This is a genomic window from Streptomyces sp. NPDC088747 (assembly GCF_044751025.1).
Classification (GTDB): Bacteria; Actinomycetota; Actinomycetes; order Streptomycetales; family Streptomycetaceae; genus Streptomyces.
Genome location: NZ_JBIVKZ010000002.1, coordinates 408,901 through 427,038 on the forward strand (window position 1 = coordinate 408,901; position 18,138 = coordinate 427,038).

Consider the following 18,138-nt stretch of genomic DNA (forward strand, 5'->3'; position numbering starts at 1 on the left):
CCGGTCTACGCTGCGTTCATGACCTCTGCCGCAGCACGTGCCGCGTTGGACATCACCGCCGGCCTCCCGGTCCCCGCGCTGGAGGACTTCTACCAGGACCTGCACCGCCACCCGGAGCTCGCCTTCAAGGAACACCGGACGGCGGCCGCGCTGACCGAGCGGCTCACCGGGGCGGGGTTCGAGACGGCCGAGGGCGTCGGCGGCACCGGAGTCGCCGGACTGCTGCGCAACGGCGAAGGACCGACCGTGCTGCTGCGCGCCGACATGGACGCGCTGCCGGTGATCGAGGCGACCGGACTGCCGTACGCCTCCAAGGCGCCCGGCGTGATGCACGCCTGCGGACACGACATGCACGTGACCTGGCTGGCCGGCGCGGCGGCTGCGCTGGCCGCCGGACGGGACGCCTGGTCGGGGACGCTGCTGGTGGTGGGCCAGCCCGCGGAGGAGTCGGGCAGGGGCGCCGCCGCGATGGTCGCGGACGGGCTCTACGACCGTTTCCCGCGGCCCGAGGTGCTGCTCGGCCAGCATGTGGCGCCGGGGCCCACGGGCCTGTACGCGCATGTGCCGGGGCTGATCATGTCGGCGACGACGGACGTCGACATCGTGGTGCACGGGCGGGGCGGGCACGGTTCGCGGCCGGAGACGACCGTTGACCCGGTGGTGACCGCCGCGTACATCGTGACCCGGTTGCAGGCCGTCGTCAGCCGCGAGGTCGCGCCGCGCGAGTCCGCGGTGCTGACCGTCGGCCGCATCGAGGCGGGCACCGCCCCGAACATCATCCCGAGCACGGCCCGGATCTCCCTCAACCTCCGTACGCAGTCGGAGGCGGTCCGGGACCGGATGCTCGCCGCGGTCCGCCGCATCGCCGAGGGGGAGTGCGTCGCCGCGGGCTGCCCGCGCGGGCCCGAGGTGACGCTCACCAACAGCTTCCCGGCGACGGTGAACGACCCCGACACCGACCACCGGGTGGCCGGTGTGCACCGCGAGGTGTTCGGCGAGGCCAGCGTCTTCGACCCCGGTCCGGCGATGGGCAGCGAGGACTTCTCCCAGCTCGCCGTGGGCGAACTGCCGTACTCCTACTGGTTCGTGACGAGTACTCCGGCCGCGGTGTGGGACGAGGCGCCGGGCGAGGACCTGATGACGAGGTTCGACGCCGTCCCCAGCAACCACAGCCCGCTCTTCGCCCCCGACCTCTCCGTGGTCGCGCCCGGCGTGCGGACACTGGTGTCGGGGGCGCTGGCCTGGCTGGCGCCGGCCTGAACTCCCTTGCTCAGCCGGTGAGTTCCGTCGCCTGGAGGTCGTCCAGGTGACGCTGTACGTGGCTCAGCGCGCCCTCTCGGCGGCCGGGGACCCGGCGGCGCAGGTCGGCGACGGCGGGGCCGAGTTCGCGGGCCCGCGCGGGGTCGTCGATGGTGCCCCACTGGTGGTGAGCGTGGTCGGCCGCCGTCTCGACGGCGGGCTCCTCCGGCAGCTGGCCCGCGCCGAGCCTCGCCGTCGCGATCGCCAGCCACGTCCGGCAGCTGCGCACCGCATCCCCCGCGAACATCGCCAGGTCCGCCCGCACCTCCATCCAGTGCAGCACCTGCTCCGAGCCCGGCCCATGCGCCCGCACCGCGTCCCGCTCCTCCCGCGCGGCGAGCCCGTCGGCATCCACATGCCGCCCGGCCCGCACGGCCTCGGCGATGAGGGCATGGGGGTCGCCACTCTCCGCCCCGTCCGCGCGTACGCCCTCCGGGGGCAACTGCGGACGAGGCCGTTCGGCCGGACGCGGGGGTCCGGGGGCGAAGCCCCCGGGGAGGGGCGGGGAGGGAACGGAGCCCGCGGGGGCGGGCGGGTCGGCAGCGGAGGGAACGAACCCCCCGGGAACCGGCGGGGCGGACGCGGAGGGAGCGAAACCCCTGGGGATGGAGGGGCCGGGCGCGGAAGGGACAAGGTCCCCGGGAACGGGCGGCGCGAGCGCGGAGGGGACGAAGCCCTCCGGGGCGGGCGGGGCAGCGGCGGAAGGGACGGAGCCCTCGGGAACCTGCGCGGCAGGCGCGGAAGGAGCGAAACCCCTGGGGACGGAGAGGCCGGGCGCGGAAGGGACAAGGTCCCCGGGAACGGGCGGCGCGAGCGCGGAGGGGACGAAGCCCTCCGGGGCGGGCGGGGCGGCGGCGGAAGGGACGGAGCCCTCGGGAACCTGCGCGGCAGGCGCGGAAGGAGCGAAACCCCTGGGGACGGAGAGGCCGGGCGCGGAAGGCACAAGGTCCCCGGGAACGGGCGGCGCGAGCGCGGCGGGAGCGACCCCCTCGGGAACCGGCGGGGCAGGCGCGGAGAGGACGAAGCCCTCAGGGGCGGGCGGGGCGCCGGCCGAGGGGACGAAGCCCTCGGGAAGCGGCAGGTCTGCGGCGGCGGGGACGGAACCGTCGGGAACCGGCGGGTCTGCGGCGGAGGGGACGGAACCCTGGGGAAGCGGCAGGGCAGGCGCGGCGGGGACGAGGTCCCCGGGAATGGGCGGGGCGGGCGCGGAGGGAGTGAAACCGTCGGGGACCCGCAGGGCTGCGGCCGGAGGGGCGAAATGCTCGGGAGCCGGTACGGCGGGAGCGACACCCTCGGGGACCGGCAGGTCAGCGGCGGAAGGGGCGAACCCTTCGAGACCCGGCGCGGCAGGCGCGGAGAGGACGAAGCCGTCAGGGATGGGCTGGTCAGCGGCCGAGGGGGCGAAAGCTCCGGGGACCGGCGCGGCGGGCGCGGAGAGGACGAAGCCCTCGGGGACGGGCAGGTCAGCGGCCGAAGGGACGAATCGGCCAGGAGTCGGTGGGGCGGTGGGGCGGGCGGGGGCCTCCGGGCCGGCGCCCGGGGTCTGGGCTGTTCGGTGCAGGATCAGGTCGCCGTGGCCGCCCTCCCCCGTGACCCGGGCCAGGGCGTGTTCGTGGAGTTGGGGGAGTGGGGGCCGGTGGCCGCTGCGGAGGAGGGTGGCGACGGCCTTCATGTAGGTCGGGGAGGCCACCGTGCGGCGGGGCGGCGGTGGGGCGACGCGGCCGTACAGGTCGGCGGTCGGGCCCGCGGAGAGCGGGTGGGCGAGGAGGTGCTGCCAGGCCGCCGGGTCGGCGTGCAGGTCGGCCACGACGGCGGTGGTGCCGGGCGCGCGGAGCCGGAGTTCCTCGGCGATCCAGTGCCAGGGGAAGGCGGTGTACCGGACCGACGCCGGGGTGGTGCGGGCGAGGGCGAGATGGGGCAGATGCTGGCGGCGGTCCAGGCTGAGCTGCCCGGTCAGGAACACCGTCAGCGGTCCGGGCGCCCCCGCCGCCGCGCGCAGCCGGGTGAGGACGGCCTGCGGCTCCAGCGGGTCGGCCAGCTCCACCACGTTCGCGGTGTCGGCGCCGGACAGCACCTGCGGGGACACCGCCGCGAGCACGGGAAGCACGGAGGCCGCGTCGACGAGACACCCCTTGCCCACCGGCGAGGCCGCGAGGAGCAGCACGGTTCCTGGCATAGGTTCCCTCCCCATCGATCACGTACGCCAGCACCGTAACCGCTGCGCCTGCAAAGGGGCACGGCAGGAGTGCAAACGCCCCTCTATGAGGTTGGTTGTACCGGGCCGAGCAGGGGTTACGGCAACGGCTCCGGTGGCCGCCGACGACGTACCGCGAAGATCGTCGTGTCGTCGGCCAGGTGACCGCCGCAGTGCAGCAGCGTGGCGTCGCGGACGAACTGGACGAGGAGTTGGGGGTCTGCGGTGCGCGGGTCCTCGGCCACCGCGCGGGTCACCCGTTCCCGGAGCGGGAAGAACTCCCCGGCCCCGTCGCGTGCCTCGGTCACCCCGTCCGTGACGAGGAGCAGGGTCTCCCCCGGCGCGAGCGTGACGTCCAGCGGCGGCGGCGGATGGTGGGCCAACTCGCTGAGCCCGAGCGGGAGTCCGTCACCGGGAGGCAGCGAACGTACGCCGTCGGGCGAGATCACCAGCGGCGGTTCGTGCCCGAAGTTGACGACCTCGACGGTGTAGGCGGTGTCGGCGGCGCCGGCGGAGGTCGTGGGAACCGGCGGATCGGCGGGCGCGGCCTGGCGCGCGGAACCACCCCACAGAGGCGGGCCGTGCCGCTCGGTCGGGGCGCCGGCCGGACTCCGGGGGAAGGCGACCAGGATCGCCGTCGCGAAGCGGTCGTCGTCCTCGTGGCCCAGCGAGGCGGAGTAGTCGACGTGCCGGAGCATACGGATCTCCAGGCGGTCGGCGACGGTGCGCAGAAGCGGCTCGTGGTAGGCGGACTCGCGGAAGGTGCCGAGCAGGGCCGCGGCCGACTCGACGGCCGCGAGACCCTTGCCCTGCACGTCGCCGAGGAGCACGCGGGTGCCGTACAGGCCCGGCTGGATGTCGTAGAAGTCGCCGCCGACGCGGGCCTCGCTGTCCGCCGCGAGGTACACGGCGGCGTGGTCGAGGCCGCCCCAGCCCGGTGCCAGCGGACGCAGCAGGGTGCGCCGGGTGGTCTCGGCGACGTCCCGCATGTGCAGCATGCGCTGCTCGCCCCGGACCCGGACCGCGCAGGCCAGCGTCGCCAGGACGCCGCCGACGGCGACGAGGATGAAGTCGGGCAGCCCGGTCTGGTACTGGTGCGGCCAGGACGTGTCGACGGCGAAGTAGGTGACCAGCGAGAGCGCCGCGAACGCGCCCGTGCCCCACACCCCGCAGATCGCCGCCGCGATACCCGGCACCAGCACGATCCAGGAGATGATCCGGAACTCGCCCGAGGTGTTCGCGTCGAGCAGGGTGATGGCGATCAGCAGGAGCAGCGGCGGAACCCACGCGACACTGCGGCCGCGCAGCCGCAGGATCCGCTGCCGCTGGACCGCGTCCGCCCGCCCGGCGGGCGGAAGCCGCTCGATGGCGGACCGCCGGCCGCGCACCTCGCCGTACCGCCTCTTCCCCGTGCCCGTCAGTACGCGACCGACATACGGGCCCGCGGATGGGCGTCCTTCTCCAGCTCGTCGACGAAGGCGACCGCGTAGTCCTCGGCGCTGACGCGGCTGTTGCCGTGCTCGTCGGTGAGCAGCTCGTCGCCGCCGACGCGGAAGACGCCGGTGCGCCGGCCGGGCGCGATCTCGGAGGCGGGCGAGACGTAGGTCCAGTCGAGGCCGTCGTCGAGGGTGCGGAGGTAGGTGAGGACGTCCTGGTGGGCGCGGGCCTCGGGGAGGTACGCCTCGGGGAAGCCGGGCTGGTCCGCCTGTGCGCGGCCGGGCGCGATCTCCAGGCTGCCCGCTCCGCCGACGACCAGCAGGCGCCGTACGCCCGCCGCCCTGGTGCCTTCCGCCAGCGACTGGTTCAGTACGAGGAAGGGCGCCCGGGGATCGCTGCCGTCGCGGGGCGGGGCGCACGCCGAGGCCACCGCGTCCGCGCCCGCCGCCAGCTCGGCGACCTTCGCCCGGTCCGAGACGTCCGCCGCCGTCGCGGTGACCCCGGGGACGGGGGACTGCCCGGACCGGCTGACGGCCGTGACCAGGTGTCCGCGCGCCGACGCCTCCGTGGCGATACGGCTGCCGACCATCCCGGTGGCACCGAAGAGTACGAGCTTCATGAGGCCCAGCGAAGCACGGTGCCCTGGGCCCCGCATCCCGACTTGCCAGCCACCTGGGCGGGGTGTGCCCTGGAGTCAGGGGCGAGGAGAGAGGAGTGCTCCCATGGCTCAGGCAGCACCCGCGTCACCGGTGTCGAGGACACCGCGTACAACCGGACCGGACTCCGGTCTCATGGCCGACCTCGTCGGCGAGCGTGCGGCGGCCGTCCTGAAATGGGCCGGTCCCGTGGCCGGCGGCCTCGTCTACGGCTTCTGGGCGGCGGCCATCAACCGCGACACCGGCCCGATCACCGGCTGGAACGTGCTGTTCGGCTTCGTGTGCGCGATCGTGTTCGCCGGCGCCTGGATCGGCGTACGCGCGATGGCGCCGCTGATGCGGCGCGAACTGCACGCCCTGCTGTGGACGGCGTTCGCGGGCATCGCCTTCGGCTTCATCCACAGCCAGAGCGACACGAGCGTCCTGCGGTCCGTGCTGATGTCTCTGGCGGTCTCGGCCGGCGTGTACGCCATGCTCTTCTACCGCTACTACACCCACGAGGACGCCGCGGGTCACCGGGTCAAGTGACCCCTGGCGCGGGGCGCGGGCCACCGGGTCAGGTGACGCCTGGCGCGAGTCGCCCCGTTCGTGCGGGAGGCCCCGGCCGATGCCGGGGCCTCCTGCGTTTCCCTCACTCACCCGCCTTCCGGGACCTCAGTCCCAGAAGCTCTCGGAGGAGCCGGAGATGCTCCAGCTCCACGAACCGGAGGCGCTGAAGCTCCAGGAGCCGGACGAACTCTCGGCGGAGTCACCGTGGTTCCACCGGTCCTCGTTCCAGCTGTTGTCGCCGTCCTTCCAGTTCGTGTCGTCCCAGGCGCCGTTCTTCCAGCCGGGGCACGGGTCCTGACAGCTGGGCACCCACTCACCGTCGGTGTCCACGAACACGGCGCTCGCCCAGCCCTGCGCCCCGACGAGCCAGTACCACTCCGTGTCGCCGAAGACGCTCTGTCCCTGCACCGCGCACAGGACACGGTCCTGACTGCCCGGCGAGAGCCTGTCGACCACTGACGAGTACGCGGTGGGCTGCTCCCGTACGTTCATGGGTCCGCGGGAGACGACGGTGCCCCATACGGGACTGTCCGATCCGCCACGGCTGGTGGAGTGCGCCGGCGTGGCCGCCGCCGAGGTGCCCGCCACGGCGACGGTGAGAACGCCGCCGGTGAACAGGCCCACGGCAAGGGTCCGCAGGGCCGGGTTGGTGCGCATATCGGCCTCCTTCTCCCCAGAACCAGGTAACACCCGTTCGGGTGAGGCCTCCACCGGAGAGCGCGCGGGCCGTGCGGTTACCGGGCTGCGCCATGGTGTCCGCCGGGCCGGGCCACGTACGGCTTGCCGTGTGCGCCCATTTGCAGCCACCCCGCTCGCACCGGGCGCCCCGCGGGCCTTGCCTGGTGGGGTGTCACACCGCGCCCGCGGCGCTCTGTCGGCCGCACTGATCCTGCTCGCCTGCGTGCTCGCACCGCTGGGCGCGCTGTCGGCCTGGGCGCTCTACGGCATCGGCGACACGGCCCGCTACGAGGCCACGGTGGCGCCGCTGGCCGCCGACGCGGACGTGCGGGACGCGATCGCGGCCGGGGTGACCGACGGCATCCTGCGGGAGGTGCACGTACGGCCCCGGATGCAGGGGCCGGTGAACTCCTTCGTACGGGACGCGGTGCGCTCGTTCACGCAGACCGAGGCCTACCGCACGGCGTGGGAGACGGCGAACATGGCCGCGCACGACGCCGTGATGCGGGCGCTGCGCGACGACAGCGCGGGGCCGGTGACCGTCGACCTCGCGTCGGTCACCGAGCGGGTCAAGCGCCGGCTCGCCGACGACAACATGCCGTTGGCGGACCGCATCCCCGTTCAGCACAACGAGATCACCGTGCTCGGGGCCGAGGAACTGGTCCGGCTCCGGAAGGGCTTCCACGTCCTCGAAGTCGCCGCGTTCTGGCTGCCCGCCGCCTCCGTCGTCCTCACCCTCGCGGGGATCCTCGTCGCGGTGTGCCGCCGTCGCGCGGTGCTGGCCACCGGGCTGGGCACCGCGCTGGGCGCCGCGCTGCTCGGCGTCGCGATCGCCGTCGGGCGCCGGCTGACCCTCACCGACCTGCCGCCCGGCGTCTCCCGCACGGCGGCGGGCGCGGTGTACGACGCCCTCACCTCCACACTCCGCCTAGCCTGCTGGCTGCTCCTCGCCCTCGGCATCACCGTGGCCACCGCCGCCCTGCTCAGCGGCGTGTACGCCCGGCACCGGCGGGCGGTGTCGGTGTCGGCGGCGGCGCGGGCGCGGGCGCAGGCACCGACCGAGGGGGCTGAGGGGGCGACGACACGGATCGGGGCCTGAACGCTCCCCCAACCGGCGGGCCGTCACCCGTTCGGCCCACCCGTGCTGCGTCTCCCCTCGCGCGGGGCGAACCTGCCAGGGACCTCTCAGGTCCGTCCCGAGGAGACTCCATGACCCAGCAAGCCGCAGCGCCCCTTGATCCCAAGCACCGCACGGCCTCCGACGCAGGCTCGTCCTGGGCCACCGGCGGCACCGTGTTCGCCGGTGTCCTGATGATGGTCAGCGGCATCCTGAGCGTCCTCAACGGCATCGCGGGCATCGCGGCCGACGACGTCTACACGCGCCTGGGCAGCTACGTGTACGAGTTCAACCTCACCACCTGGGGCTGGATCCACCTCGTCATCGGCGTCCTGGTGGCCGTGACCGGCTGGGGCATCCTCCAGGGCAAGGCCTGGGCACGCGGCGTCGGCATCGGCCTCGCCGCGCTCTCCATGATCGAGTACTTCATGTTCCTGCCCTACGCGCCCTTCTGGTCGATCGTCTCCATCGCCATCGCGATCTTCGTGATCTGGGCGCTGGCCACGGCGGGACACACCACCAGGACTCCGTAACCGCCGCTCACCGCAACCGTGTCCAGGTCCAAGTCCAAGTCCAGGGCAACCCCGCACCGCTCCGCCTCGTCCTAAGGGGAGAATTCCGGCACCCCCCGGACGAGCGGAAGGGCGGGCCCTGGAGTTGGACCTGGACCTGGACACGGCGACGGCGGAGCGGGCCGGTCACGGCGAGGGGGCCGAGCGGCGGCGCGGGCGGACCGCCTGCGTCCGGCTCGCGGCGGCCACGCTCGCCGTCGTGAGCGCGGTCCTCGGCTGCCGGGCCGGGGACACCGACGGGATCACGCCCGTACCGCAGTTGCTGGCGTTCCTGCCGTGGCTGCTCGCCCCCACCGGACTCGCTCTCGCACTGGCGCTGCTCACCCGCTGGCGCACCGGCATGGTGTGGGGAGTCGCCGTACTGGGCGGTCTCGCCTGGTACACCGAGCCCTACGGCAGGCTCAGTGAACCCACCGGGACCCCCCTCGCCGGACTCCGGGTCATGACGGCCAACGTGCAGTTCGGATGGGCGACCGACGCGCTCGTCGCCGCCGTCGAACGGAAGAAGCCCGCCATCGTGTTCGTGGCGGAGTGCGAGTACAGCTGCTCCCGCGCGCTGACGGACGCCTTCGGCGGACCCGGCGGCGCGCTGCCCCACCGGGCCGCGGTCGAGGGCGCCGAGTCCGAGGGGTCCGTGATCCTCAGCCGGTTCCCGCTCAAGCCCGCCGACGGTGTCCCCGGAACCACCATGGGCATGCCCGGCGCCGTGGCCGACGTGAACGGCCACCCCGTACGGCTCCAGCTCGCCCACCCCATGCCGCCGGTCCCCGGCCAGGTCGACGTCTGGCGGCGCGAACTCGGCGCACTGCGCGACTACGCGGCGGCGAGCGGCGAACCCACCATCCTGGCCGGTGACTTCAACGCCTCCCAGGACCACGCCGCCTTCCGCCGCATCCTCGACACCGGCCTGCGCGACAGCTCCCGGCTCGCCGGAGCCCCCCGCACCCCGAGCTGGCCCTCGCGCACCGCCCCGGCCCTCGGCACCCAGATCGACCACGTCCTGGTCTCCCGCGACTTCTCGGCGCGCAAGGCCGACTTCCTCGGTCTCGCCCGCTCCGACCACCACGCGCTCGTCGTCGATCTCACCCTCCGCCGACGCGGCTGAGACAAAGCCGCCCGCCATACTGAGGGAATGTTCCGCCAGTTCCCCATCAGCCGCCTCGCCCCTCCCGACTGGCTGGTCAGGAACCTCCAACCGCAGCGGGCATCCGTCCCCTGGGCCGCCGCGGCCCGCGCCTCCGTCGCGATGGCCCTGCCGCTCGCCGTCGGACTCGCCGCGGGCCGCCCCGAGTACGGCGCCCTCGTCTCCATGGGCGCCCTGTCCGGAGTCATCGGCGACACCGCCGACGCCTACCGCATGCGGATCCTCAACATCGCCGTCCCCCAGCTCTTCGGCGCGATGGGCGTCACCATCGGCGCGGTCGCCTTCGGGCACGGCTGGATCACCGTCGGCGCCGTCACCGCCGTGGCACTGCTGTCCGGGATGATCTCCTCGATCGGCGCGGTGGCCTCCGTGTCCGGCCTGCTGCTCCTCCTCAACTGCGTGGTGGGCGCCGGACTTCCCCTGCCGGGCCAGTGGTGGCTGGCGCCCCTGCTGATGTCCGGCGGCGGACTCCTCGTCCTCGCGCTGGCACTGCTCGCCTGGCCGCTGCGGTCCGGGGTGCCCGAACGGGCCGCGGTGGCCGACAGCTACCGCACGGTGGCGGACCTGCTCGCCGCGAGCGGAACCGCCGACTACGACCGGCTGCGCCTCGCCGTCACCGAGTCCCTCAACACGTCGTACGACCTCGTCCTCGCCCGGCGCGCCTTCCACCACGGCCGCAGCCCCGATCTGGTGCGCCTGCTGGCCCAGTTGAACGCCATGACGCCCGTCGTGGAGGCGGCCCCGGCCGCCCACCAGTACGGGAAACCGCTGCCCGCCGAGATCCCCGCCGCCGTGCGCCATCTCGCCGAGGCCGTGGAGACCGGCTACAGCGGCCCGATAGGGATCACGCTCCCGCCGCCCGTGAGCGAGACCGCGCGCGCCGTCGACCACGCCCTGCGGCACGCGGCCGACGTGGTGAGCGGGCAGGCACCGGACGGGCTCAACTCCGACGACCGGCTCGGCCGGCCCGCCGCGCTGCGGGTGCGTGCCGTGCGCGCCGCCCGCAACGTCCTGCTGTCCGAGGCCTCCTGGCGCTACGGCCTGCGGCTGGCCCTGTGCATCGGCATCGCGCAGTCCCTCGTGTCGATCGTCCCGGTGGCACGCTCGTACTGGGTCGCCCTCACCATCACCTTCGTGATGAAGCCCGACTTCGGGTCCGTGTTCTCCCGGGCACTGCTGCGCGCGCTCGGCACGGTCGCGGGGCTCGTCGTCGCGGCCGGCATCCTCGCCGTCGTACCGCTCGGCTGGTGGGACGTACCCGTGATGTTCCTGCTCGCGCCGCTCATCCCGGCGCTCACCCCGCGCGGCTACGGCTATCAGACCGCCGCCGTCACGCCGGTGATCCTGCTCGTCTCCGACATCCTCAACCACCAGGGCACCGCCCTGCTCCAGCCCCGTCTCGTCGACTCCCTCATGGGGTGCGCGATCGCCATCGTCGCCGGGTACCTGCTGTGGCCGGAGAGCTGGCACACCCGGGTCGGGGACCGGCTCGCGGACGCGGTCGGGGACACCGCCGGATACGTGGAGTACGCCTTCGGGGCGGACGCCGACCCCGCCGCCCGCGCCCGGATGCGCCGCCGCCTCTACCGCGACCTGTCCGCCATCCGCACCGAGTTCCAGCGCGCCCTGACCGAACCGCCGCCGAACGGACGACGGGCCGCCGCGTGGCTGCCGCTCGTCGTCGCCGTCGAGCGGATCGTCGACGCGACCACGGCGGCGGGCGTACGGGTCAGGCACGGAGCCGCCCGGCCCTCGCCCGCCGAGGTCGGTCAAGTCGCCATGCAGCTCCGGGAGTTGTCCGAAGGCGTACGTGAGACCGACGTGCTCGTCGAGGTCCGCACCGACCTCACCGGGCCCTCGGGAAGCGTCCTGGAACCACTGCGGCAGGAGGTCGCGGCGGCTCGGGCGATCGCGTCGCCGCACTGAGGGCCCTCGCGGGTACGAGAACGGGGGCGCCCCTCGGGCAAGGGGCGCCCCCGTTCTCGTCACCTCCGGCAGAGCTGCCGGCCGTCAGACGCCGATGTCGCAGCCGTCCTTGCGCCACACCGCGACGACCGCCGGGCGGACGATCTTGCCGGGTCCGTCGGGCCAGACGCTGGCGGGGTTCTCGACGGTCGCGCCGCTGATCTCGCCCGGGTGCTGGACGGCGACGAGCACGCGCCGGTCCTGGACGAGCGGGCCGCAGGTCTCCGCGCCGTTCGGGACGGTCAGGAACTGCTTCAGCTCACCGCGCCTCTCGCCCCTGGTCGCGACACCGAACAGGCCGTCGTGCGAGCCGAGCTGGTTGCCGTCCGTGGAGATCCACAGGTTGCCGTGCGGGTCGAAGGCCACGTTGTCCGGGCAGGAGATCGGGCTGACCTTCTCCTTCGGGAAGCCCGCGAAGTAGGTGGCCGGGTCGGTCGGGTCGCCCGCGACGAGGAACAGCGACCAGGCGAAGGTCGTGGCCTCGGGGCGGTTGTGGCGCTCGGTGAGCTCCAGGATGTGCCCGTGCTTGTTGGCGTTGCGCGGGTTGGGCTCGTCCGCCTTGGCGTTGCTGCCGACACCGCGGTTGGTGTTGTTCGTCAGCGCGACGTACACCTTGCCGCTGACCGGCGAGGGCTCGATGTCCTCGGGGCGGTCCATCTTGGTCGCGCCGACCTTGTCACCGGCCAGCCGCGTGAAGACGTAGACCTCCTCGGCGGTCATGCCCTCGACGTGCGAGACGGCGCCCTTCGCGGTGGCGGTGGCGATCGGGATCCACACGCCGCCGCCGTCGAACTCGCCGTCGGCGGGCAGCTTGCCGGTGCCGTCGATCTCGGCCACCGGGGAGTCACCGGTGAGCCTGGCGACGTACAGCGTTCCCTCGTCGAGCAGCGTGAGGTTGTGCTCACGGGCGGCCCGGGAGTTGCCCCGCTTCATCTTCTTGCTGCCGACGAACTTGTAGAAGTAGTCGAAGCGCTCGTCGTCGCCGGTGTAGAGGACCGGGCGGCCGTCGTCGGTGAGACGGGCCGTGGCGCCCTCGTGCTTGAAGCGGCCCAGCGCGGTGCGCTTGCGGGGCGTGGAGGTCGGGTCGTACGGGTCCAGCTCGACGACCCAGCCGTGCCGGTGCACCTCGTTGGGCTCCTGCGCGACGTCGAACCGCTTGTCGAAACGCTCCCACTTGCGCTCGGTGGCGCCGGTGCCGATGCCGTAACGGGCGTCGGTGGGGCGGCTGCTGTTGGCGAAGTACTGGTTGAAGTTCTCCTCGCCCTGCAGCGTCGTGCCCCAGGGGGTCTCGCCGCCCGCGCAGTTGTTGAGCGTGCCGAGGACCTTGCGGCCGGTCGGGTCCGCGGAGGTCTTCAGCAGCGCCGAACCGGCGGCCGGGCCGGTCACCTTGAACTCGGTGGTGGCGGTGACACGGCGGTTGAGGTGGTGACGGGGGACCGGCGTCAGCCTGCCGCTGCGCCTGTCCTCCTCGACCACGACGACGGACAGGCCGTGCGCCGCCCAGGCGACCTCGACCTGCTCACGGGTCGGGTTCGCGGCGTCGTACGCCTTGAACATCAGGACTTCGTCGGTGTACTCGTGGTTCGCGACGAGGATCTGGCGGCCTCGCTCACCGGGGAGCGGCAGCAGCGCCAGGAAGTCGTTGTTGTAGCCGAACTGGCCCGCCTGTGCCGCGGCGGTCTGCCGGTCCGGGTCGAAGGCCGGGGCGCCGCGCAGGATGGGCTCGCCCCAGCGGATCACGACGTTCTGGGCGTATCCCTCGGGGATCACCACGGCGTCGGTGAGGTTGGGGGCGACGGGGGTGAAGCGGAGGCCGCGGGCGGCCTTGCCGTGCTTGGACGAGGTCGCGGCGACGCCGGCGGCGGGGGCGGCCTGCGCCTGCGAGGCGCCGGTGCCGACGACGGCGGTGCCCGCCGCGGTGGCGACGGTCACGACGGCCGCGGCCCGCATCATCGAACGGCGGCTGAGCGCGGTGGCGATGACGTCACCGACGTACTCGTTGTCGCTGGTGTTCGGAATGTCGTGGAAGCAGGCGTTGCCACAGCGGTAGAGACAGGTCATCGCGGACCTGCCGCCGGGATGTGAGTCGGGTGTTCCGATCAACGGCAGAAGTCTGCGCATTTTGCTCTCCCCATGCGGTCCCTTGGTTTCAGCGTGACGCTAGGTGGTGCGTATGCGCGGAAACAGGCCTCTGGGATGAACGGGTGGTGAACCCGCGTCATCCACTGGGGTGTTGACGCGACGCGGGTAGCGTCGCCGAAGGTCCGGTGCGGCGGTGAGCGGGTGTGGCCGGAGAGGCGGTCTTGACGGATGCCGACCTCGTTCTCCGCCCCTGCCGAAGATCACCAGCTGTGACCGCTAACCTTACGTGTCCGTCCTGGCCAGGGATTGACGGGCATCAACTCACGCGAAGGGTTGCGCACATGGGCATTCTCACCGTCTTGCGGAATGCGTTCGGCCGCTCACGCAAGGGTCGTGACACCGACGGGGAGACCTCGCGGGAGGCTTCGACTCCGACGGTTCCGGCACAGGTCCCCACCCCGGAGGCCGAACCGGCCGAGCCGAGGATTCCGGCTCCGTCGTCCGAGCTCCGGCCGGAAACCGCCGCGGCGGTACCGGCCCCGGCTTCCGAGCCCCAGCCGTCCGTGGTGGACGAGCTGGTGTCGGCGGCCTTCGACAACGTGACCGTCCCGACGGCCCGGACCCCGGAGGCCGAACCGGCCCCGGCGCCCGCACCGGCCCCCGAGCCGACGCCGGTCGTCGAACCCGAGGCCGAGGCGGAACGCGAGGTCGCGGCCTCGGCGGAACCTGAGACGCCCGAGCCGGTGGTCGCGGCCGAGGCCGACCCCGCGCCGGAGACCGAGCCTGAAGCGGCGGCCGAGCCCGCCCCGGCCGTCGAACCGACTCCGGTCGTCGACCCCGAGTCCGAGGGCGAGCGAGAGGTCGCGGCCGAGGCCGAGCCCGAGACGCCCGAGCCGGTGGTCGCGGCCAAGGTGGTGGCCGACGCGGACGCCGACGCTGCGGCCGAGGCCGAGCCCGAGCCCGTGCCGGTGGTAGCCGTGCCGGACGCCGTCGTCGAGCCGGAAGAGGTCGTCGAGCCCGCCCCGGCCGTCGAACCGACACCGGTCGTCGACCCCGAGTCCGAGGGCGAACGAGAGGTCGCGGCCGAGACCGAGCCGGAGACGCCCGAGCCGGTCGCCGCGCAGGTGGACGAGCCGGTGGCCGCCGACGGCGATGGAGCCCCACAGGGGCCACCCGCAGTCGACGACGAGAGCGTCACGGGTGGTGCGGGCGGGAAAACCGACGCGGCCGAAGGCCGTGTGTCCACCCCCCGGTCCGAGGCCGAGAAGACCCCCGAGGCCGAGAGGACCCCCGAGGCGGAGCCGAACCTCGCGGAAGCGGGGGCCGACCTCCCCGCGACCCTCGTCACCGCCTACAACGAGGCCGCCACCGCCCTCGCCGCCCGCGACCTCACCGGCACCCGCGCGAAGGTCTACCTCGTCCTCGACCGCTCCTCCTCCATGCGGGCGTACTACAAGGACGGCTCCGCCCAGGCCCTCGGCGAGCAGACCCTCGCCCTCGCCGCCCACCTCGACCCCGCGGCCACGGTCCACGTCGTCTTCTTCTCCACGGAGCTGGACGGCACCGGCGAGCTCACCCTCGCCGACCACGACAACAAGATCGACGAACTCCACGCCGGCCTCGGCCGCATGGGACGTACGAGCTACCACGCGGCCGTGGAGGAAGTCCTCACGCACTACCAGAAGTCGGACACCTCGGTGCCCGCCCTGGTCGTCTTCCAGACGGACGGTGCCCCGGACGCCAAGACCCCGGCCACCCAGTCCCTCACGGAGGCGGCGAAGGCCCACCCCTCCGTCTTCTTCTCCTTCGTCGCCTTCGGCGAGCAGGACAGCAAGGCCTTCGACTACCTCCGCAAGCTGAAGACCGCCAACACGGCCTTCTTCCACGCGGGCCCGACCCCGCGCGAGCTGACGGACGCCGAGGTCTACGAGGGCGTACTGGCCGCCTGGCGCCCGTAACCCCCTACGAGCACCGCCCCGGGCCGCCCGCTTCCCACCCCGTAAAACGGGAGGCGGGCGGCCCACCCATGTCGGATACGATTTCAAGGTTCGCGAGACGAACGGCCGGACCCACCCGGACCGACGATCGTCACCCCACGTACCGACCTGGGAGCAGCCCCCGATGGCTCGACACCTCATCACCAGCGCCCTTCCGTACATCAACGGAATCAAGCACCTGGGCAACATGGTGGGGTCCATGCTCCCGGCGGACGTGTACTCCCGGTACCTCCGCCAGCGCGGTCACGACGTCCTGTACATCTGCGCGACGGACGAGCACGGCACCCCCGCCGAGCTGGCCGCGAAGGAGCGGGGCATCCCGGTCGACGAGTTCTGCGCGCAGGCGCACGACGCGCAGAAGGCGGTGTACGACGGCTTCGCGCTGGCCTTCGACTACTTCGGCCGCAGCTCCAGCGCGCAGAACCGCGAGATCACCCAGCACTTCGCCCGCCGCCTGAACGAGAACGGCTTCATCGAGGAGCGCGCGATCCGTCAGGTGTACTCGCCGACGGACGGCCGGTTCCTCCCGGACCGCTACGTCGAGGGCACCTGCCCGCACTGCGGCTACGACAAGGCCCGCGGCGACCAGTGCGAGAACTGCACCCGCGTCCTGGACCCGACCGACCTGATCAACCCGCGCAGCGCCATCTCGGGCTCCACCGACCTGGAGGTCCGGGAGACCAAGCACCTCTTCCTCCTCCAGTCGAAGCTCCAGCACGAGGTCGAGGCGTGGATCGACCAGGTCGGCGACGAGTGGCCGCAGCTCGCGTCCTCCATCGCCCGCAAGTGGCTCACCGAGGGTCTGCACGACCGCGCGATCACCCGCGACCTGGACTGGGGCGTCCCGGTCCCCGCCGACACGTGGCCCGAGCTGGCCGCCGAGGGCAAGGTCTTCTACGTCTGGTTCGACGCGCCGATCGAGTACATCGGGGCGACGAAGGAGTGGTCGGACCTGGACCCGGAGAACCGGGACTGGAAGTCGTGGTGGTACGACGCCGACTCGGGCGAGAACCCGGTCCGCTACACGGAGTTCATGGCCAAGGACAACGTCCCCTTCCACACGGTGATGTTCCCCGCCACCGAGCTCGGCGTCCGTGAGCCGTGGAAGAAGGTCGACTACGTCAAGGCCTTCAACTGGCTGACGTACTACGGCGGGAAGTTCTCCACCTCCCAGAAGCGCGGCGTCTTCACCGACCAGGCCCTGGCCGTCCTGCCCGCCGACTACTGGCGCTACTTCCTGATCGCCAACGCCCCCGAGTCGGACGACTCGTCCTTCACCTGGGAACACTTCACGACCACGGTGAACAAGGACCTGGCGGACACGCTCGGCAACTTCGTCAACCGTGTCCTGTCCTTCTCCCGCAAGCGCTTCGGCGACGAGGTCCCCACTGGCTCGGCGGCGGGCGAGGCGGAGACGCGGCTCGGCGAGGAGATCGCGGGCCTGCTCGCGGAGTACGAGACCCAGATGGAGGCCCTCCAGTTCCGCAAGGCTGCCGCCGCGCTGCGCGCCCTGTGGTCGGCCGGCAACTCCTACCTGGAGGAGAAGGCCCCCTGGCTGGAGATCAAGACGGACCCGGACGGCGCGGCCCTCACCCTGCGTACGGCGATGAATCTGATCCACCTCTACTCGGTGGTGTCGGAGCCCTTCATCCCGGCCTCGGCCAAGGCCATGCGCTCGGCGTTCGCGCTGGCCGACGACACCGCGACCTGGGTGTCGGCGGACGAGGCGAAGTCGCTGACCGCGGTCCCCGCCGGTACGGCCTTCACCGTTCCCCCGGTGCTCTTCGCCAAGATCACGGACGAGGACCTGGAGTCGTACAAGGAGCGTTTCGGCGGCGCACCGGAGTAGTCACGGCGTGAGGAAGAGGCCCGGCACCAGGTGGTGCCGGGCCTCTTCACACAATCCGCCAGGCCGGAAACCGCCCCCGGCGCTGGCATGTTCGCGACCACCCGTATGGTTTCGCCATGGCAGTTCCCGAGGTCATCCCGATCGCCTATGAACCGCACCACCGCACCGAGGCCATCGGCCGGTACGCGGATGGCCAGTTCCTGGCGTCGGTCACGTACGCCTTCCCCGAGGGGTTCCGTCCCGACGACGGCTGGGAAGAGCACAAACGCCTTTACACCGTGCTCCACACCTTCGACTCCGAGGGCCGTTACCGCGACTCGGAGATCTGGTGCGCGGGCACCTGGGCCGAACAGCACCGCGCCCCGCACGCCGACGGCTCGGTGCTCGCCCGCGCCGAGGCCCACCTGGGGAAGCTGCTGCGGAGCCTGCCCCGGCGCTCCTACACCAGCATCGCGATCCGCCCCTTCCAAGTCACCGTGGACGGCGTCCTGTTCGGCCTGGTGGTCGAGGAGGACGAGGAGGAGACGTGGGCCGAGCTGTACCCGGACCGCCTCGCCTTCGGCGAACCGTGGGACGGCTCGTACGACACCTGAGCGCGC

General features: G+C 72.9%; 14 protein-coding genes. 9 read left to right on the forward strand and 5 right to left on the reverse strand.

What is annotated here, in order from left to right; translation table 11 throughout:
* Positions 1-18: 18 nt before the first annotated feature.
* Positions 19-1,260 carry an amidohydrolase gene (locus tag ACIP79_RS06330; protein ID WP_401220053.1) on the forward strand — a complete coding sequence of 414 codons (1,242 nt, stop codon included), beginning with the start codon at positions 19-21 and terminating at the stop codon, positions 1,258-1,260.
* A gap of 10 nt (positions 1,261-1,270) precedes the next feature.
* Here ACIP79_RS06330 and ACIP79_RS06335 read toward each other — a convergent pair whose 3' ends face one another.
* The 3 genes from ACIP79_RS06335 to ACIP79_RS06345 form a co-directional block, all read right to left on the reverse strand.
* Positions 1,271-3,475 carry a hypothetical protein gene (locus ACIP79_RS06335; protein ID WP_401220055.1) on the reverse strand — a complete coding sequence of 735 codons (2,205 nt, stop codon included), beginning with the start codon at positions 3,473-3,475 and terminating at the stop codon, positions 1,271-1,273.
* A gap of 116 nt (positions 3,476-3,591) precedes the next feature.
* A complete protein-coding gene (locus ACIP79_RS06340; protein WP_401220057.1) occupies positions 3,592-4,881 on the reverse strand; it encodes a PP2C family protein-serine/threonine phosphatase in 1,290 nt (429 codons plus the stop codon).
* A 29-nt stretch (positions 4,882-4,910) separates the two neighbouring features.
* Positions 4,911-5,549 (reverse strand): NAD(P)-dependent oxidoreductase, encoded by a 639-nt coding sequence (locus ACIP79_RS06345; protein ID WP_401220060.1) that lies wholly within the window; start codon positions 5,547-5,549, stop codon positions 4,911-4,913.
* Positions 5,550-5,652: 103 nt separating this feature from the next.
* Here ACIP79_RS06345 and ACIP79_RS06350 point away from each other — a divergent pair, with 103 nt between their 5' ends.
* Positions 5,653-6,114, forward strand: coding sequence for a hypothetical protein (locus ACIP79_RS06350; protein WP_401220063.1), 462 nt, complete (start codon positions 5,653-5,655; stop codon positions 6,112-6,114).
* 126 nt (positions 6,115-6,240) lie between these two features.
* Here ACIP79_RS06350 and ACIP79_RS06355 read toward each other — a convergent pair whose 3' ends face one another.
* Positions 6,241-6,792, reverse strand: a complete 552-nt coding sequence (locus ACIP79_RS06355; RefSeq protein ID WP_401220065.1) for an SH3 domain-containing protein — start codon at positions 6,790-6,792, stop codon at positions 6,241-6,243.
* A 190-nt stretch (positions 6,793-6,982) separates the two neighbouring features.
* Between ACIP79_RS06355 and ACIP79_RS06360 the strand changes: the two genes are divergently transcribed.
* From ACIP79_RS06360 to ACIP79_RS06375, 4 genes are all read left to right on the forward strand, one after another.
* Positions 6,983-7,912: a hypothetical protein gene (locus ACIP79_RS06360; RefSeq protein WP_401220068.1), complete on the forward strand. Its 930-nt coding sequence runs from the start codon at positions 6,983-6,985 to the stop codon at positions 7,910-7,912.
* A gap of 110 nt (positions 7,913-8,022) precedes the next feature.
* A complete protein-coding gene (locus ACIP79_RS06365) occupies positions 8,023-8,463 on the forward strand; it encodes a hypothetical protein (RefSeq protein ID WP_401220070.1) in 441 nt (146 codons plus the stop codon).
* A 136-nt stretch (positions 8,464-8,599) separates the two neighbouring features.
* Positions 8,600-9,607 carry an endonuclease/exonuclease/phosphatase family protein gene (locus ACIP79_RS06370; protein ID WP_401220908.1) on the forward strand — a complete coding sequence of 336 codons (1,008 nt, stop codon included), beginning with the start codon at positions 8,600-8,602 and terminating at the stop codon, positions 9,605-9,607.
* Positions 9,608-9,634: 27 nt separating this feature from the next.
* Positions 9,635-11,572 carry an FUSC family protein gene (locus ACIP79_RS06375; protein ID WP_401220073.1) on the forward strand — a complete coding sequence of 646 codons (1,938 nt, stop codon included), beginning with the start codon at positions 9,635-9,637 and terminating at the stop codon, positions 11,570-11,572.
* Positions 11,573-11,656: 84 nt separating this feature from the next.
* Here ACIP79_RS06375 and ACIP79_RS06380 read toward each other — a convergent pair whose 3' ends face one another.
* Complete coding sequence (locus ACIP79_RS06380; RefSeq protein WP_401220076.1) at positions 11,657-13,732, reverse strand: PhoX family protein; 2,076 nt, start codon at positions 13,730-13,732, stop codon at positions 11,657-11,659.
* Positions 13,733-14,034: 302 nt separating this feature from the next.
* Between ACIP79_RS06380 and ACIP79_RS06385 the strand changes: the two genes are divergently transcribed.
* The 3 genes from ACIP79_RS06385 (at position 14,035) to ACIP79_RS06395 (ending at position 18,132) form a co-directional block, all read left to right on the forward strand.
* Positions 14,035-15,651, forward strand: a complete 1,617-nt coding sequence (locus ACIP79_RS06385; RefSeq protein ID WP_401220079.1) for a VWA domain-containing protein — start codon at positions 14,035-14,037, stop codon at positions 15,649-15,651.
* A 163-nt stretch (positions 15,652-15,814) separates the two neighbouring features.
* Positions 15,815-17,539: a methionine--tRNA ligase gene (gene metG / locus ACIP79_RS06390; protein ID WP_383678943.1), complete on the forward strand. Its 1,725-nt coding sequence runs from the start codon at positions 15,815-15,817 to the stop codon at positions 17,537-17,539.
* Positions 17,540-17,655: 116 nt separating this feature from the next.
* Complete coding sequence (locus tag ACIP79_RS06395) at positions 17,656-18,132, forward strand: hypothetical protein (protein ID WP_401220082.1); 477 nt, start codon at positions 17,656-17,658, stop codon at positions 18,130-18,132.
* Positions 18,133-18,138: the final 6 nt, after the last annotated feature.

Coding starts and splice junctions, on each gene's coding strand:
- ACIP79_RS06330 (WP_401220053.1), top strand. CDS start 19: ATGACCTCTGCCGCAGCACGTGCCGCGTTGGACATCACCGCCGGCCTC.
- ACIP79_RS06335 (WP_401220055.1), bottom strand. CDS start 3,475: ATGCCAGGAACCGTGCTGCTCCTCGCGGCCTCGCCGGTGGGCAAGGGG.
- ACIP79_RS06345 (WP_401220060.1), bottom strand. CDS start 5,549: ATGAAGCTCGTACTCTTCGGTGCCACCGGGATGGTCGGCAGCCGTATC.
- ACIP79_RS06350 (WP_401220063.1), top strand. CDS start 5,653: ATGGCTCAGGCAGCACCCGCGTCACCGGTGTCGAGGACACCGCGTACA.
- ACIP79_RS06355 (WP_401220065.1), bottom strand. CDS start 6,792: ATGCGCACCAACCCGGCCCTGCGGACCCTTGCCGTGGGCCTGTTCACC.
- ACIP79_RS06365 (WP_401220070.1), top strand. CDS start 8,023: ATGACCCAGCAAGCCGCAGCGCCCCTTGATCCCAAGCACCGCACGGCC.
- ACIP79_RS06375 (WP_401220073.1), top strand. CDS start 9,635: ATGTTCCGCCAGTTCCCCATCAGCCGCCTCGCCCCTCCCGACTGGCTG.
- ACIP79_RS06380 (WP_401220076.1), bottom strand. CDS start 13,732: ATGCGCAGACTTCTGCCGTTGATCGGAACACCCGACTCACATCCCGGC.
- ACIP79_RS06385 (WP_401220079.1), top strand. CDS start 14,035: ATGGGCATTCTCACCGTCTTGCGGAATGCGTTCGGCCGCTCACGCAAG.
- metG (WP_383678943.1), top strand. CDS start 15,815: ATGGCTCGACACCTCATCACCAGCGCCCTTCCGTACATCAACGGAATC.
- ACIP79_RS06395 (WP_401220082.1), top strand. CDS start 17,656: ATGGCAGTTCCCGAGGTCATCCCGATCGCCTATGAACCGCACCACCGC.